The sequence below is a fragment of the Streptomyces adustus genome, from assembly GCF_009377175.1.
Classification (GTDB): Bacteria; Actinomycetota; Actinomycetes; order Streptomycetales; family Streptomycetaceae; genus Streptomyces; species Streptomyces adustus.
In genome coordinates this window covers 1-15625 of the sequence record NZ_VJZD01000222.1, presented here as the reverse complement: position 1 = coordinate 15625, position 15625 = coordinate 1, and the positions used below count along the sequence as shown (strand labels likewise).

Below are 15625 nucleotides of genomic sequence, written 5' to 3'. Positions count from 1 at the left end.
CGGTGGGGCCGCGGGGGCCCGGGCGGCCTCGGGGGCCGGTTCCGCCGACGCGGCGGCCGGGTGCGCCGCCGGGCTGTTCATGGTGAGCGTCGGATGGTCGTCCGGCTGCGGCGGCACGGCGGACAGGTCGTATCCGCACGCGCCGCAGAAACGGTCGCCCGCATCGAGCGGCTCCTCGCAGCTCGGGCACCGCGCCAGGGCGGCCTGCTGGGACATCTGGGACATCACCTACACCCACGTCCGGGGGCGGTAACGGTTGGCACGTTCCACCAGGTCGATCCTCTCCTCGCCGCCGGTCGCCAGCCGGGCCAGCGTGCGGTACGAGCGCTCCAGGCCGAACCTGAGGCCCCGTTCGTCCAGGCCGCTGCCGAGCAGCGCCCGCTCCCCTGAGGCGGTGGGGGCGGAAGCCCGGCCTCCGGAGAGTATCCAGTCCAGCGCGCAGCCGAGAACTTCCGTGGACAACTGCTCGCGCCGCGTCGGATCGAGACCGTACGCGTCCAGCGCCTCGATCTGTGCCGCGGCGGCCCCGAGATCCTCCGGGAACGACACGTCCGAGGAGGTCGCGGTGCGTTGCCGCAGCCGCGCGCGCACCGCCGCCACCCGGCCGGCCGTGTAGTGGATCGACGACTCCGGCACCGACTCCAGCGTCCGTACGGCCGCACGGCGGTCCCCGGTCGCGAGCTGGACGCGGGCCAGACCGAACGCGGCGCTCACATAGCTCGGGTCGGTCGACCACACCAGGCGGTAGTACTCGGCCGCGTTGTCCAACTGCCCGAGCACCTCGGCGCACAGGCCGAGCGCCAGCTTCGGCGCGCTCTCGCCCGGGAAGGCGTCGTAGACCGCGTCGAAGGAGAGCGCGGCGCCCTCGTGGTCGCCGGTCACCAGCGCGGCCACGCCCCGGTACCAGACCACCCGCCAGTCGTCCGGGCGCTCCTCCTCCAGCGCGCCCAGGGAACTCACCGCGGCCGCCGGGTCGCCGTGCTCCAGCCGGGCCCGGATCTGCCGCAGCCGGGTCTCGACGGACGGGGCGGGCACGGCCGACAGCGCGCTGATCAGCTCGGCCGGGGCCGAGGTCATCAGCCCCGCCAGGAAACCGGCGTTGGGGTCGGTCGGGTCGACGTGCGGGACCGGCAGGGCTAGCGCGGCGACCGGGGTGGCGACCGGCTTGACGAGCCCGGCCACGGGAGACGGACCGACGCCGGATCCGGGAACGGGGGCGGATCCGGAAGCAGTTGCGGACCCGGGCGGTGCGGCGGGAGCGGACCGCCGTACCGGTGCCGGCCGCGCCCCCAGCCGCGACACGTCCCCGTCCAGCCGCGGGAACAACTCCGTGTCCGTCACCTTGAGTTCGGGCCCGAACAGGGTCGAAAGGGCCGGTCTGGCCTGTCCCGTCTGGAGGGAGACGACCTCCCGCAGGACACCCGTCAGCTGCTCCGCCATCTCCTGCGCGGACGCGAACCGGCGCGCCGGGTCGGGGTCGGTGGCGCGCACCAGCAGCCGGTAGAACGACTCGTACCGGCGGAAGACCTCGATGTTGTCGGGGTCGGGCAGGGAGTCCACGAACACGCTCGTGTAGCCCTGGAAGTCGAAGGTGAGGACGGCGAGCGTGCGGCCCACCGTGTACAGGTCGCTGGCCACCGAAGGGCCGACGTCCGCCACCTCCGGCGCCTGGTAGCCCACCGTGCCGTAGATGGCCGACTCCTCGTCGTCCACCCGGCGCACCGCGCCCATGTCGATCAGCTTGAGCTGGTCCTCGGTCTGGATCGCGTTGTCGACCTTGAAGTCGCAGTACAGCAGGTTGCGGCTGTGCAGATGGCCGAGGGCCTCCAGCGCCTCGATGCCGTACGCGCACGCCTGCTCCACCGGCAGCGGGTCGCGCTTGCCGTCGGCGGTGCGGCGCTCGTTGGCGATCTCCTTCAGCGACTTGCCGCCGACGTACTCCATCACTATGTACCCGTCCAGCGATCCCGTCCGCTGGTCGAGGTGCTCCACGAAGTTGTAGATCCGCACGATGTTGGCGTGCTCGATCTCGGCCAGGAAGCGCCGCTCGGCGACCGCCGCGGCCAGCGCGTCCTCGTCGCCGGTGTCCAGCAGGCCCTTCAGCACGACCCACCGGTCCGACACCGCGCGGTCCACGGCCAGATAGACCCAGCCGAGCCCGCCGTGCGCCAGGCAGCCCATCACCTCGTACTGGCCGTGCACGATGTCACCGGTGTGCAGCTTCGGGACGAACGAGTAGGGGTGCCCGCACTTGGTGCAGAACCCCTCCGTGCGCCCGGCTCGGTCGCCGCGCGAACGCCCCACCGGCGCCCCGCAGTCGGAGCGCGAGCAGAACCGCTTGCGCTCGGGCACCTCCGGGTTCTCCAGCACCATCGCCCGCGGGTCGGGCCGCGGCACCTGCGGGACCGCGACCAGTCCGACGCCGAGCCGGCCGCGTGCCGAACTCCCGGTGCCGGAACCGGAGCTGCGCACCGACACCGAGCGGCCCGAGGTTCGGCCCGACACCGAGCGCGAGAGCCGGCCGGAGACCGAGCGCCGCGACCTCGACGACTGCGACGACGTGCGCGTACTGCGGCCCGCGCCCGCGCCGGTACGCGAACTGCCGCTGCCCGCCGAGCCCTTGCCGCCGACCGCGCCGGACGCGGAGGCCGCCGGGACGACCGGCGCGAGACCGCAGGTGCCGCAGTACAGCTCGCCGCCGCCCATGTCCTCGTACGCCCCGTCGCAGCCCGGCCGCTGACACGCCTGACCTGCCTGACTCATGGCTACTGCTCCCCCCTGTGGTCCTGCGGTCCCCGCTGCTGCGCCGCGCGCGGGACGCCGAGCAGTTCGACGGCCGCGTGCTGGTAGCGCAGGACGGCCTGCTCGGCGACGCGCAGGTCGCAGGGCGCGCTCCACAGCATGCGGCGGGCCGCGTCGTACCGCTCGATCAGGAACGGGTCCTCCGCGAGGCCGTGCCGGGCGACCTTCGCCCGGTAGGCGTCGAGGCGGCCGCGCAGCTCCGCGCGGACCGCCAGGGGCGCGGTGACCGCCGTCAGCGACTCACGGGCACGCAGCAGCTCGTCCTCCGCCCGCTCCTCCAGGGACTCCAGCAGCGGCGACAGCCGGTGCCACTGGCCCTGTCTGCGGTACTCGGCGGCCGTCGCCAGCTGTTCCTGGAGCACGGTCGGCGGTCCGCCGACCACCGGCACCTCGGTGGCGGCGATCTTCGCGAGGACCTCGCCGCGCGCGGTGCGCGCCTCGGCCAGCGTACGGTCCGCGCGGGAGAGCACGTCACGCACGCCGACCAGCCGCTGCTCGGCGTCCTGGCGGACCGTCAGCACGGCGTCGATCTCGCGGCGCACGTCCTCCAGCGCGCGCGCCTCCCGGTCGTACACGGTGGTGTCGGGCCGGCCGCCGCCCGGGGCCGAACTGCCCCGCTTGGGCTGCCAGTAGGCGAGCGGGTCGGACACCACCTGCTCGCGCAGGGCGGTCAGGGTGTGGGTGATCCGCTCCAGGTCGTCGCCCGCCGGGTGCTCGCCGGGGCGCACGCCCACGGAGTGCGCGAGCTTGCGGGTGCGCTGGAGCTCCGCGGCCAGTAAATCGATCCGGGCGGGCAGCGCCGACCAGACCGCGTCGGCGGCGACGATCATGTCCAGCGAGGACGCGTACAGCTCGTTCATCCGCTCCACGAGCGTGACGAGCGAGAAGCTCTCGCTGAGCCGGCCCTGCCCGGACAGCGTGGGCGCGTTCGCCGTGGCCGTCGCGCTGCCGGCGATCGTGACGGACTCGCCGCGCAGCAGTTCGGTCAGCTCCACCAGGTCCTCGCGGCTGGACCAGCGGCGGCGGGAGCGGATCTCCCGGGCCGAGCGCAGCGCGTCCGTGTAGGCGTCGAAGTACGCCCACAGCAGCGTGATCGACGCCTCCGCCGACGTCCAGCGCTCCCGGGTGGTCCCGGTGAGCGCGGCGCCTTCGAGCAGCCTGCGGCCCGCGTGGTCCTGGAGGGCGAGCAGCGAGGTCTCGATCGCCTCGTGCTCGGCGCCGAGCCGCGCCAGCGCACGGTCCACCTCGTCCCGGTCCATCACCGGCCCGGCGGGGTCCGTGACGCCCATCGATCACCTCTCGCTGCTGAATAGGGTTTCGGGTCTGCTGCTGCCTTCGTGGTCCTCGTGGTGTCCGACGTCGTGCGGTCAGCTCGTGCGCAGGTACTGCGGTGCGGGCGGCCTCGACGCACTGGCGTCCTTGCCCAGTGTCGCCGACAGCCAGGTGTCGTACGAGGCCTGCCAGCCGTTGCCGCTGTAGCCGACCAGGATCTGGTTGACCCGGCGCACCATGTCGTCGGCGTCGCGCCGCATCGCCACGCCGTAGTACTCCGTGGTGAAGGGGGCGCCCTTCAGTTCGACCGTGGGGTCCTGGGCGGCCTGGCTCGCGGCCAGCGCGCCGTCGGTGACCACCGCGTCGACCTCGCCGAGCTGGAGCCGGACCAGGCAGTCGAGCTGGTTGGGGACGGTGGTGGAGATGTCGACGGAGGCGGCGAGCCGGCCCGCCTTCTTGTCCTCGTCGAGCTTGATGTACGCGGTGGAGGACGCCGCCGTGCAGATCCTCTTCCCCGCCAGCGTGCTGTTGTAGCCCGTGATCGTCGACGACTTGGGCGCCAGGACCTGCTGGCCGGTCTTGAAGTAGGGCGCGGAGAACGCCACGTCCTTCAGCCGGTCGCAGTTGATGGTCATGGTGCGCACGATCATGTCGACCCGGCCGTCCTTGATCGCCGGTATGCGTTCGTTGGTGGGGATCGCCTTGAACTGGACCGCGTTCGGGTCGCCGAGGATGTCCTGGGCGATCCGGTGCACCAGGTCGATGTCGAAGCCCTCCAGCGCGGAGCCCTGGTTGTTCGGGTCCCGGTAGCCCCAGCGGTAGCTGTTCTGGTCGACGCCGACGATCAGCTTGCGCTTCTCGCCGGTGCGGTTCTTGATGGCCTCGATGGTGGCGCCGTCCGCAGCCGACGGAGGCAGCGTCTGCTTCTCCGGGTCCGTGCAGTTCTCGGCCCGCATCTGGTCGCCGGTGGCGAGGCCGGGCCCGCCCAGGCCCGCGCCGTCGTCGTGGTGCTGCCCGACCAGCGGCAGCAGCAGGACGAAGGTCAGGGCCAGGGCGCAGACGACCGCCATCGCGCCCACTCCGCCCCAGCCCTTCAGGCCGGCCCGCACCCGTCGCACATGCATCGTCACGCCCCCTCTCACCGGTACTCCGACAGCCTGCGTCCGATGCCGAGCACCGCGCCCGCCGCGCCCAGTACGGCCAGTACGGCGGCGCCCAGCGGCAGTCCGGTCAGCGCGCCCAGGCCGTCGCCCGCCGCCTGCCGGAACTCGCTCTGCTCGTGGTCCAGGGCCCGGGCGAGGTTGGCGTCGACACTGTCGAAGCACTCGCCGGTCGCGCCCTTGTCGCCGATCACCCGGTCCAGCGCCTGCTGGTAGTTGCCGTTCTCGTCCTGCTCGCGGGCGGCGGCGTGACGCTTCTTCCACTCCGTCATGTTGGCCACGGCCGAGGTGACCGGCTCGGCGCCCTTGTGGTCGTCGGCGAGCGTCCGGGCCAGCGCCAGACCCTTGCCGAGGGCGGTCATGTCCTCGGTGAAGTCGTGGTCGTAGACGTCGACCACGGTGTCGCCCACCTTGATCGTCTCGGCGCCGCGGGCCACCAGGGTGAGGTTCTCGTTGCCCCGGGCCTTGAGGGAGGCGATCCGGGCGTCGTGCAGCACGTTCAGCGAGCGGACGCCGTGGTCGTAGGACGCGTTCAGCTGCGCGCGGGCCACGCTGTGACCGACCACGAGCCAGAGCAGGACGACCGCCGCGGTGGCCGTGCCCGCGACCAGACCGTGGTTCAGCACCCGGTTGGTACGGCGGTAGTTGCGGTGCTGGACCCAGCCGAGCGCGGCCAGGGCGAGGACACCGAGGGCGATCGCCGCCCAGGGGTAGGGCGTGGCGCGCGCGTAGTCGTCACCGAGGCGGCGGTTCTCCTTGGTGTAGAGGTCCTGCGCCGCCGGGAGCATCTCGCCCTGCATCTTCTCGTTCGCGTACCGCAGATAGGCGCCGCCGACCGGGAAGCCCTGCCGGTTGTACGTACGGGCGCGTTCGACCAGGCCCTTGTACTCCGGCAGCAGGATGTTCAGCTTGGTGATGGTCGCCGCGGCGGGGGAGCCGGGGTCGGAGCTCCCGGCCGCCTTGACCAGCCCCGCGGCGGCGGTGTCGATGTCCTGCTCGTACCGCTCGCGGGAGGCGGCCGTCTCCTGGCCGCCGGCCAGGAAGCCGCTGGAGGCCGCGGTGTTGGCGTCGGCCAGCGAGCGGTAGATGTCGGCGGCGGCCGAGGTGAGCGGCTGGCTCTTGTGCAGGACGTCGTCGGCCGCGGCCGTGCGGTCGGTCATCTGCCAGGCGGTGACGGCGCCGAACGCGACGACGAGGACGGCGAGGAGGGCACCGAGGATGCGCAGTCGGCCCGGCTCGGTGGTCGCGGCGGTGCGCAGCTTGTCGACGCCCTCCACGAATGCGGTGGCGCGCGGCGGCGGCGCGGCGGCTGCGGGCCGGTCGGCGGCGCCGGGGCGGACCGTGGCCTGGTGCGGGACCACCGGCGTCGTGGGTCCGCCCGAACTCGGCGGTGCCGCACTGCTCTTCGGTGCCTGAGTCACTGCTGACCTCCCCCGTGGTCATCCGTCGACGCCAGTATCACTGCCGGGACCGACATCCGCACCGGGCTTCGCTGGATCTTGATCGGATCGCTGCGCAAGGTCCTGCTCGGGCGGCACGGCCTGTCCGACCCTCTGCCCATGAACACGTCGCGGGAATCTGTTCGGTTCCCGGCCCGCGGCCCGGCGGGGGCACCGCCCGCCTCACGGGGCGTAGTGGGCCCGCAGCCGCTCCCGCACCCCGGCCGGCGCGCCCACCCGGTCCAGCCCCAGCAGCGCAGCCCCCAGCACCGGCGGCGCCGTCACCACCCGCGCCACCGCCTTCGGCGCCCGGACGGCGAGCAGGTCCCGTACGGCGTCGTCGAGCAGGGCGTGGCCCGCGGCGAGGACACCGCCGCCCAGCAGGACCGGGGTCTCCTCCTCCAGCAGGCCCAGGCGGGTCAGCGCGACGGCGGCCATGGACACGATCTCCTCGGCCAGACGGACCACGACCGAGCGGGCCACCGCATCGCCCCCGGCGGCCGTGGCGAACAGCACCGGGGTCAGCTCGTGGCGGCGGTGCTGGGGGACCCGCTCCAGGTGCAGCGCCTCGATCAGCGCGTACATGGAGTCGAGACCGAAGTGCGCGGGCAGGATCCGGGCCAGCGCAGTGGGCACGCCGCGCCCGTCCTCGGCGCGTGCCGCGTGCCACAGGGCCTCCTCGGCCAGGTGCCAGCCGCCGCCCCAGTCGCCGGAGATCCGGCCGAGCGCCGGGAAGCGGGCGGTGCGGCCGTCGGGGTGCATCCCCACGCAGTTGATGCCGGCGCCGCACACCACGGCGACGCCCCGCGGCTCGGCCACGCCCGCCCGCAGGATCGCGAAGGTGTCGTTGCGCACGTCGACGGACGTGCCCCACGCGCGCGCGTGCAGCGCGGCGGCCAACTGCTCCTCCTCCACCGGCAGGTCGGCGTTGGCCAGGCAGGCCGACACCTGCCGCACCCCGTCGACGCCCGCCGCCGCGTACGCCCGGCCGACCGCCTCCGCCAGGACGTCCACCGCCGCCGTCACGCCCACGGCCGGCGGCCGGAACCCGCCGCCGCGGGCGGTGGCCAGGACGCTCCCGTCGCCCGCCACGACCGCCACGTCGGTCTTGCTGTTGCCCGCGTCGACGGCGAGGACGCTTGCGGTCAGGCCCACGCGAGGTGCTCCCGGTTGTGTGCGATCAGCCGGTCGGTGAGGGTCTCGGCGTACGCGTACTGGCCGACGAGGGGGTGGGCCAGCAGGGCCCGGAAGACCCGGTCCCGGCCGCCGTGCAGGGCGGCCGCCAGGGCCAGGTCCTCGTACGCCGTCACGCTCGCCATCAGCCCCGCGTACAGCGGGTCCACCGGCGCGACCGGCAGCGGGGCCGCGCCCTTCGGGCCGACCGCGGCCTGGACCTCGATCACCGCGTCCGCCGGGAGGAACGGCAGCGTGCCGTTGTTGAGGGTGTTGACCACCTGGTACGGGCTGCCCGCCCCGCCCAGCAGCGCCGCCGCGAGGTCCACGGCCGCCTCGCTGTAGTAGGCGCCGCCCCGTTTGGCGAGCAGCTCGGGCTTCTCGTCCAGGGCCGGATCGGCGTACATCGCCAGCAGCTCCCGTTCCATCGCGGCCACTTCGGCCGCCCGCGACGGTTTCGTCCGCAGCTCCCGTACGACCTCGTCGTGCGCGTAGAAGTAGCGCAGGTAGTACGACGGGACGACGCCGAGGCGGTCCAGGAGCGGGCGGGGCAGCCGCAGGTCGGCGGCGATCGCCTCGCCGTGCGCGGCCAGCAGTTCCGGCAGCGCGTCCGCGCCCTCAGGGCCGCCGCGCCGGACCGCGGTCTCCCAGGTGAGGTGGTTGAGGCCGACGTGGTCGAGGTGCAGGTCGGCGGGGGCGACGCCGAGCAGCGCGGCGAACTTCCGCTGGAGGCCGATCGCCACGTTGCACAGACCGATCGCCTTGTGCCCGGCCTGGAGCAGGGCCCGGGTGACGATGCCGACCGGGTTGGTGAAGTCGATGATCCAGGCGCCGGGGTTGGTCCTGCGGACCCGTTCGGCGATGTCCAGGACCACCGGAACCGTGCGTAGCGCCTTGGCCAGGCCGCCCGCGCCCGTGGTCTCCTGGCCGACGCAGCCGCACTCCAGCGGCCAGGTCTCGTCCTGCTCGCGGGCCGCCTGTCCGCCGACGCGCAGCTGGAGGAGGACCGCGTCGGCGCCGTCGACGCCCGCGTCCAGGTCGGAGGTGGTGGTGATCCGGCCCTGGTGGCCCTGCTTGGCGAAGATGCGCCGGGCCAGGGCGCCGACCGGCTCCAGCCGGTCCGCCGCCGGGTCGACCAGCACCAGTTCCTCGACGGGCAGGGTGTCGCGCAGACGGGCGAAGCCGTCGACGAGTTCGGGGGTGTAGGTCGAGCCGCCGCCGACCACGGTGAGTTTCACGAGAAGTTCAGCCCTTCACTCCGGTGAGGGTGACGCCCTCGACGAACGCCTTCTGGGCGAAGAAGAACACAAGGATCACGGGGGCCATGACCAGCACGGTGGCGGCCATGGTGAGGTTCCAGTCGGTGTGGTGGGCGCCCTTGAAGGACTCCAGACCGTAGGACAGGGTCCAGGCGCCGGGGTTCTCGGACGCGTAGATCTGCGGTCCGAAGTAGTCGTTCCAGGCGTAGAAGAACTGGAAGAGCGCCACGGCGGCGATCCCCGGCTTCGCCATCGGGACGACGACCCTCAGCAGGGTGCGCAGGTCGCCGCAGCCGTCCACCCTGGCCGCGTCGACGTACTCGTTGGGGATCGTGGTCAGGAACTGGCGCAGCAGGAAGATGGAGAACGCGTCGCCGAACGCCATCGGGATGATCAGCGGCCACAGCGTGCCCGAGAGTCCCAGCTGTTTCGCCCAGAAGAGGTACATCGGGATGATGACGACCTGCGGGGGCAGCATCATCATCGAGATCACCAGCATCAGGGCCAGATTCCGGCCGCGGAAGCGGAACTTGGCGAGCGCGTACGCCACCGGGAGCGACGACACGACCGTCAGGACGGTGCCGGCACCGGCGTAGAGCAGGGTGTTCTTCCACCAGGTCAGGAAGCCGGGAGTGTCGAAGACCTTCTTGTAGTTGGCCCATTCCCAGGTGTGCGGGACCAGGTCCCGGCTCAGTGCCTGGGTGTCGCTCATGAGCGAGGTCAGGAACACGAACACGAAGGGCAGGACGAAGAAGAGGGCCGCCGCGAGACCGAGGGAGTGCACGGCGATCCACTCCAGGACCGCCCGGCGCCGGGCGGCGCGCCCGGCCGGCGTGACGGCGGCCGTCGCCCCGGCGGGCTGGTCGAGTACGTGGGTCAAGGTCAGTCACCTGCCTGGATGAGACCGCCGCGGCGCCGCATCAGGAACGCGGTGAACACCGTCGACAGGGCGAACAGGACGAGTGCCACCACACAGGCGGAGCCGTAGTCGAAGCGCTGGAAGCCCAGGTTGTAGACGAGCTGGGGGAGGGTGAGCGTCGACTTGTCCGGGTAGCCGGGCTCGAACTGGGTGCCCGCGCCCTGGATGACGCCCGAGGCGACCTTCCCCGCGATCAGCGGCTGCGTGTAGTACTGCATGGTCTGGATGACCCCGGTGACCACGGCGAACATCACGATGGGGGAGATGTTCGGGAGCGTGACGTAGCGGAACCGCTGCCACGCCGAGGCCCCGTCCAGCTCGGCCGCCTCGTACTGCTCCGTCGGCACGTCCAGCAGCGCCGCCATGAAGATGACCATCAGATCGCCGATGCCCCACAGCGCGAGCAGGGTGAGTGCCGGCTTGGACCAGGACGGGTCGTTGAACCAGCCCGGCGCGTTGATCCCGACCTTCTCCAGGATCGAATTGACCGGCCCGGTACCGGGGTTGAGCAGGAACGCGAACGCCATCGTCGCGGCCACCGGGGGTGCGAGGTAGGGCAGGTAGAACAGCGTGCGGAAGACGCCCGTACCTGTCTTGATCTTGGTGATCAGCAGGCCCACGCCGAGCCCGAAGACGACCCGAAGCGAGACCATCACCAGGACCAGCCACAGGGTGTTGCGCAGGGCGGGCCAGAAGAGCGGGTAGTGCTCGAAGACGTACGTCCAGTTCTTCGTCCCGCTCCAGGTCGGCGGCCGGAAGCCGTCGTAGTGCATGAACGAGAAGTAGACCGTCGAGACCAGCGGGTACGCGAAGAAGACCGCGAAGCCGATCAGCCAGGGCGACAGGAAGGCGAGGTTGCGAAGCGCCGCGCGGCGGCGCTTCGACGCCAGGGTGAGAGTGCTCATCGCCTACTTCGCCTGCGCGATGTCCGTGTCGATCTGCGCGGCCGTCGCGGCCAGGCCGGACGCCAGGTCCTTGGCCTTGCCGCTCTCGTAGTCGTAGCCGAACTGCTGGATCGTCACCAGGTACACCCCGCCGTTGATCGAGGCCGGAGTCGTGGTCGAGGCCGGGTTCGCGGCGATGTCGAGGAACGTCTTGAAGCGCGGGTCGTACTTCAGCTTCGGCGACTTCAGGGCGGCCAGCGTGGAGGGCACGTTGTGGATGGCGTTGGAGAAGTCCACGACCGCGTCCGTGTCGGTGGTCATGTACTTCACCAGCTCCCAGGCCGCGTTCTGCTTGCTGCTGTTGGCGGCGATGCCCGCGATCGTGCCGGTGATGTAGCCCTTGCCGTACTGGGCCGCCTGGTCGTCGGGCACGGGCAGCGGGGCTACGCCGATCTCGAAGTCCGGCTTCGCCTCCATCGCCATGCCCAGCCGCCACTCGCCGTCCAGCTGCATCGCGACCTGGCCGGTCTGGAAGGGGTGCTTGGGACCCCACTCGTCGCCCAGGGTGGAGCGGAACTTCTCCAGCCGCCGGAATCCGCCGAGTTCGTCGACGAGCCGCTTCTGGAGCGTGAAACCGGCCTTGAACGCGGGGTCCTTGGCGAGGTTGGACTTCCCGTCGGCGTCGAAGTACGTCGGGGAGAACTGCCCGAAGTAGTGCTCGGTCGTGGACTCCCAGCCGTGGTAGTTCGGCATGAACCCCAGCTGCGTGTACGAGTCGCCCTTGGCGATCGTCAGCTTCTTGGCGTCGGCCTCGAACTCGGACCAGGTGCGCGGCGGGCTCTTGATGCCGGCCTTCGCGAACGCCGTCTTGTTGTAGTAGAGGCCGTAGGCGTCGCCCAGCAGCGGTGCCGCGCAGCGGTCGCCGTCGAACTGGGTGTACTCGTTCATCGCCTTCGGGAAGGTCGTCGTGGGGTCGATGCCTGACTTCTTGAAGAACGGGTTGAGGTCGGTCAGGGCGCCCGAGGAGCAGAACTTGCCCACGTTGTTCGTGGTGAAGGACGAGATGACGTCGGGCGCCTTGTCGCCGCCCGCCCGCAGCGCCTGGTTGATCTTGTCGTCGGTCACGTTGCCGACGACGTCGACGTGGATGTTGGGGTGTTTCTTCTCGAAGCCGTCGACCAGCGCCTGCACGGCCTTGACCTCGGAGGGCGCGCTCCAGGCGTGCCAGAAGTTGATGGTCGTCTCCTTCGACGCGTCGTCGCTCGCACCGGAGCCGCTCTGGCCGGTGCAGGCGGTGCTGAGCAGGATCGCCGACGTGGTCAGGACGAGCGCTGCCTTGCGTACCGCTACGGGCATGACTTCGGGCATGACGGAATCTCCCTGGGACGGGCGGGGTGAGAGGAAGAGGGGCGGTGGAGGTGGTGCGGGAGGAGGTGGAGCCTGCCGGGGTCAGCGCGAGGTGTCGAAGACCTCGTCGCGGGTGGCCGCCAGCGCGCTCTCCAGCGCGCCGCGCAGCACGGGGTGTTCGGTGACGTCGCCGACCAGCAGCCGGGGCCGGGCGGCGGCCAGTTCGGCCAGTTCGGCCTGGACCAGTGCGCGCAGCGGCTCGCCGCCGGAGGTGAGCGAGGCGCCGCTGAGGACGACGAGTTCGGGGTCGAGGACGGAGACGAGCGAGGCCAGACCGGTGGCGAGCCGGGTCGCGTACGTCTCCAGCAGTTGCCGCTCGGGGCCGTCGTCGGCCGCGGCCGCGCGGGCCACGAGGGCGGCGGCGACCTCGGGGTACGGGCCGGACGGGATCCGGGTGACGCCCAGTTCCCGGGCCAGCCGGGGCAGCGCCTGCGAACCGGCCAGCTCCTGGTAGCCGCCGCTGCCCGTCTTGGTCACCTGGCGGACCAGGGGCGCGCCGGGCACCGGCAGGAAGCCGACCTCCCCGGCGCCGCCGGTCCAGCCTCGGTGCAGTCGGCCGCCGAGCACGAGCGCGGCGCCGAGGCCGCCCTCGTTCCACAGCAGGACGAAGTCCGCGTGGCCGCGGGCCGCTCCCAGCCGCTGCTCGGCCACGGCGACGAGGTTGACGTCGTTCTCGTACTCGACCGGCATCGGCAGGGCGGCGGCGAGTTCGTCGAGGAGGGCCGGGGTGTGCCAGCCGGGCAGGTGGGAGGCGTAGCGCAGCCGGCCTGTGTTGGGGTCGAAGGCGCCGGGGGTGCCGATGACGACGCGGTGGACGTCGGCGCGGGCGAGCCCGGCCGCCTTCACCGCGCCGTCGAGGGCGTCGGTGACCTGCTGCACGACCGACGTCGCCGACTTCCGTCCGGGGGTGGGCAGTTCGTACGCGCCGACCGTACGGCCGGTGATGTCGGCGACGGCGGCGTGGATGCGTTCGGGGGTGACGTCGAGTCCGGCCGCGTACGCGGCGGTCGGGTCGACCTCGTACAGCTGCGCGCTGGGGCCGGGCCGGCCCTCGCTGATGCCGGTGGCCAGGACGAGCCCCGCCGCCTCCAGCCGGGCCAGCAGCTGGGAGGCGGTCGGCTTGGACAGGCCGGTGAGCTTGCCGATGCGGGTGCGGGACAGCGGCCCGTGCTCCAGCAGGAGATCGAGCGCGGCACGGTCGTTCATGGCGCGCAGGACGCGCGGGGTGCCCGGCGTACCGGCGGTTCCTGCCATGGGGTCGACACCTGCCTCTCGGCTGCCCAGCCTCTCAGTGACCTGGAGGGGAAGTCCATCCCGTGATCACTGTTAGGAAGGTTTCCTATTCGGTGGCAGGAACCTAAGCCCGGGGAGAAGCGGGCGTCAAGAGAAACCGCCCCCGAGGCACAAGAGAAACCGCCCCCGCAGGCGACGGAGTCGTCACCTGCGGGGGCGGCGGGGTGGCCCGGAGGCGCCGCGGCGCCTCCCCGTACGGCCGTCACTTCACGACGCTGGTCACTTCACGTCGACGTAGTCGCCCGCGGCGGTCGCCGCGGCAGTGGTCGACGTACCGGCGAACGTGTACCGGTAGTAGCCGTCGGCGTTGGCCTTGACCGTGGTCGACAGGGCGCCGGCCGTGCCGGACTTCACCGTCTTCACGTTCTTGTACGTGCTGCTGCCCTTGGCCCGGAACTGGAGGGTCGCCGTCTGGCCCACGTAGCCCGAGTACTTGCCGTTCGCCCAGTTGGCCCGGGTCAGCGCGCCCTTGACGGTGAGGGTCTTGCCCTTCTTCACCGGCTCCGGCGTGGCGTCGGTGGTGAGCTTGGCCGCGCGCTGCACCTTGGCGGTCGTCAGGTTGCCCCACATCGCCATGTTGGTCTCGGAGCTGAGGAAGTCGTCCGAGACGGTGCTGTCCATGTGCGCGTACACGCCGGCGGCCTTCCACGTGCCGGCGTCCGCGGCCTCGTACAGGTAGTCCCGCGGGGAGACGGGGATCGTCTCCGTGCAGCGCTGGGTGACCGTCGTCGCCGTGGTGGCGGTCGTCGTGCACGTCGGCATGACTTCCGGACCCAGCTCGTTGTCCACGGACTTCAGCGAGCCGCGGTAGAGGACCACCGCGGCGAACGTCTTCTTGTTGTCGATGACCAGGTCGGCGGGCCGGGTCAGGTTGTACGTCACCGGCACGTTGACCGTGCCGGTGGTGCCGACGACGATCGCCTTCCCCTTGTTGACGGTCACCCCGGAGAAGACCAGGCTCGGCGTGGCCGCGGACGCGACGGGCGCGGCCAGTCCGGTCAGGGCCAGGGCGCCGGTCAGGGCGGCGCCTATGGCGAGTTTCTTCATCTGTCCCCACATTCGGCAGCGGGCCCCGGGCGGCTTCGCGCTCCAGAACAAGGCCCGCAACAAGGGGCACACTAGGCGATCTTCAAATGCGAAGACGATGCGGCCCCCTGTGAAGACCCTTTGAACCCAGAGGAGTTCCCAGGTACCCGCTCCGACGCGTCACGACTGCGTCACGCCCCCTGTTCTGCCTGTTCGGAGGGGGGTTACAGTCTCAACTCCCTCGGCGCTCCACCTGTTCGGACAGCCGGGTCCGATGCAAACGGGCGCGAAGGGGCAGCACATGGTCCGCGGACGACTCCTGACGAAGGTACGGCGTCGTGGGTGGGCGGCGGTGGCGTTGCTGTGCGCGGTCGTCCCGTCGGCGGCGGGCTGTACGGCGGTCGCCGGGAAGCCGTCGGTGCGGGACGCGGCCACGGGCGCGGTGCGGGCCGACGTGCGGGCCGCCTCGCCCGCGCCGTCCTGCTCGGGCGGGGCCTTCCGGTGGTCCTCGGTGCATCGGGGGTACCGGCTCACCGAGATCTCGCCGGTCGTGACCGACGACAGGAAGGGCGGATGGATCACGTTCCGCCTCGGGCTCGTGCGCAACATCGTGCCCCGGGTCGACACGAGCGACGGCAGTGTGTCGGCACATCGTGTCCTCGTCGCCCTCGCCGAGCACCTCTCCGAGGGACTCGACGCCGAGCAACTCGCGGCTCCGGGAGAGGAGTCCGCCGACCGGGACCACACCCCCGCCAGGGTCGAAGCGGTCGGCAACGGGCAGCGCCTGGTCGAGGCCGAGGGCGTCCTGGTCGTCGAGGCGAGCTTCACCGTGACCTGCCCCGGCCGTGACGTCCACGGCAGTGTGACCACCTGGTTCGGGAACGCCGAAGACTCCATCGCCTGTGGAGTGGACCCCGGCGAGCATGCCATGCCCAAGGAGGCCTACGAACTGGCCTGCGGCCCGCTCCCGCTCAGGCGGTGAGGAAGGGGG

Annotated in this window: 13 protein-coding genes; 1 reads left to right on the top strand and 12 read right to left on the bottom strand. The window is 71.9% G+C overall.

The window, feature by feature from the left end; translation table 11 throughout:
- The 12 genes from FNH09_RS36075 to FNH09_RS36020 all read right to left on the bottom strand — a co-directional run.
- Nucleotides 1-225, bottom strand: a 225-nt coding sequence (locus FNH09_RS36075) for a zinc ribbon domain-containing protein (RefSeq protein ID WP_152894101.1), incomplete at its 3' end; no start/stop codon positions are given.
- Nucleotides 226-228: 3 nt separating this feature from the next.
- Nucleotides 229-2763, bottom strand: coding sequence for a serine/threonine-protein kinase (locus tag FNH09_RS36070; RefSeq protein WP_152894100.1), 2535 nt, complete (start codon nt 2761-2763; stop codon nt 229-231).
- Between the two features lie 2 nt (nt 2764-2765).
- Entirely contained in the window at nt 2766-4091 is a 1326-nt protein-coding gene (locus FNH09_RS36065) for a hypothetical protein (RefSeq protein ID WP_152894099.1), read from the bottom strand.
- Between the two features lie 78 nt (nt 4092-4169).
- Nucleotides 4170-5198, bottom strand: coding sequence for a glutamate ABC transporter substrate-binding protein (locus FNH09_RS36060; RefSeq protein WP_152894104.1), 1029 nt, complete (start codon nt 5196-5198; stop codon nt 4170-4172).
- A gap of 14 nt (nt 5199-5212) precedes the next feature.
- Entirely contained in the window at nt 5213-6655 is a 1443-nt protein-coding gene (locus FNH09_RS36055; RefSeq protein WP_420802812.1) for a hypothetical protein, read from the bottom strand.
- Nucleotides 6656-6856: 201 nt separating this feature from the next.
- Nucleotides 6857-7828, bottom strand: a complete 972-nt coding sequence (locus FNH09_RS36050; protein WP_162469622.1) for a BadF/BadG/BcrA/BcrD ATPase family protein — start codon at nt 7826-7828, stop codon at nt 6857-6859.
- On the bottom strand, nt 7819-9084 hold the full coding sequence (locus FNH09_RS36045) for a family 4 glycosyl hydrolase (protein ID WP_162469621.1): 1266 nt from the start codon (nt 9082-9084) through the stop codon (nt 7819-7821). The genes FNH09_RS36050 and FNH09_RS36045 overlap by 10 nt, the downstream gene beginning before the upstream one ends.
- A gap of 7 nt (nt 9085-9091) precedes the next feature.
- Entirely contained in the window at nt 9092-9985 is an 894-nt protein-coding gene (locus FNH09_RS36040) for a carbohydrate ABC transporter permease (protein ID WP_152894098.1), read from the bottom strand.
- A gap of 2 nt (nt 9986-9987) precedes the next feature.
- Entirely contained in the window at nt 9988-10929 is a 942-nt protein-coding gene (locus tag FNH09_RS36035) for a carbohydrate ABC transporter permease (RefSeq protein ID WP_152894097.1), read from the bottom strand.
- A gap of 3 nt (nt 10930-10932) precedes the next feature.
- The gene (locus tag FNH09_RS36030; RefSeq protein ID WP_152894102.1) at nt 10933-12264 is read right to left on the bottom strand and encodes an ABC transporter substrate-binding protein; all 1332 of its coding nucleotides are present in this window, start codon (nt 12262-12264) and stop codon (nt 10933-10935) included.
- A gap of 93 nt (nt 12265-12357) precedes the next feature.
- Nucleotides 12358-13569 carry an ROK family transcriptional regulator gene (locus FNH09_RS36025; protein ID WP_152894096.1) on the bottom strand — a complete coding sequence of 404 codons (1212 nt, stop codon included), beginning with the start codon at nt 13567-13569 and terminating at the stop codon, nt 12358-12360.
- Nucleotides 13570-13827: 258 nt separating this feature from the next.
- Entirely contained in the window at nt 13828-14655 is an 828-nt protein-coding gene (locus FNH09_RS36020; RefSeq protein WP_152894095.1) for a hypothetical protein, read from the bottom strand.
- A 280-nt stretch (nt 14656-14935) separates the two neighbouring features.
- Here FNH09_RS36020 and FNH09_RS36015 point away from each other — a divergent pair, with 280 nt between their 5' ends.
- Entirely contained in the window at nt 14936-15616 is a 681-nt protein-coding gene (locus tag FNH09_RS36015) for a hypothetical protein (protein ID WP_152894094.1), read from the top strand.
- Nucleotides 15617-15625: the final 9 nt, after the last annotated feature.

What these genes read in the sequence shown, in the direction of transcription:
- FNH09_RS36060 (WP_152894104.1), bottom strand. Translation starts at nt 5,198, where the DNA reads ATGCATGTGCGACGGGTGCGGGCCGGCCTGAAGGGCTGGGGCGGAGTG.
- FNH09_RS36015 (WP_152894094.1), top strand. Translation starts at nt 14,936, where the DNA reads ATGGTCCGCGGACGACTCCTGACGAAGGTACGGCGTCGTGGGTGGGCG.
- FNH09_RS36020 (WP_152894095.1), bottom strand. Translation starts at nt 14,655, where the DNA reads ATGAAGAAACTCGCCATAGGCGCCGCCCTGACCGGCGCCCTGGCCCTG.
- FNH09_RS36030 (WP_152894102.1), bottom strand. Translation starts at nt 12,264, where the DNA reads ATGCCCGTAGCGGTACGCAAGGCAGCGCTCGTCCTGACCACGTCGGCG.
- FNH09_RS36035 (WP_152894097.1), bottom strand. Translation starts at nt 10,929, where the DNA reads ATGAGCACTCTCACCCTGGCGTCGAAGCGCCGCCGCGCGGCGCTTCGC.
- FNH09_RS36070 (WP_152894100.1), bottom strand. Translation starts at nt 2,763, where the DNA reads ATGAGTCAGGCAGGTCAGGCGTGTCAGCGGCCGGGCTGCGACGGGGCG.
- FNH09_RS36025 (WP_152894096.1), bottom strand. Translation starts at nt 13,569, where the DNA reads ATGGCAGGAACCGCCGGTACGCCGGGCACCCCGCGCGTCCTGCGCGCC.
- FNH09_RS36065 (WP_152894099.1), bottom strand. Translation starts at nt 4,091, where the DNA reads ATGGGCGTCACGGACCCCGCCGGGCCGGTGATGGACCGGGACGAGGTG.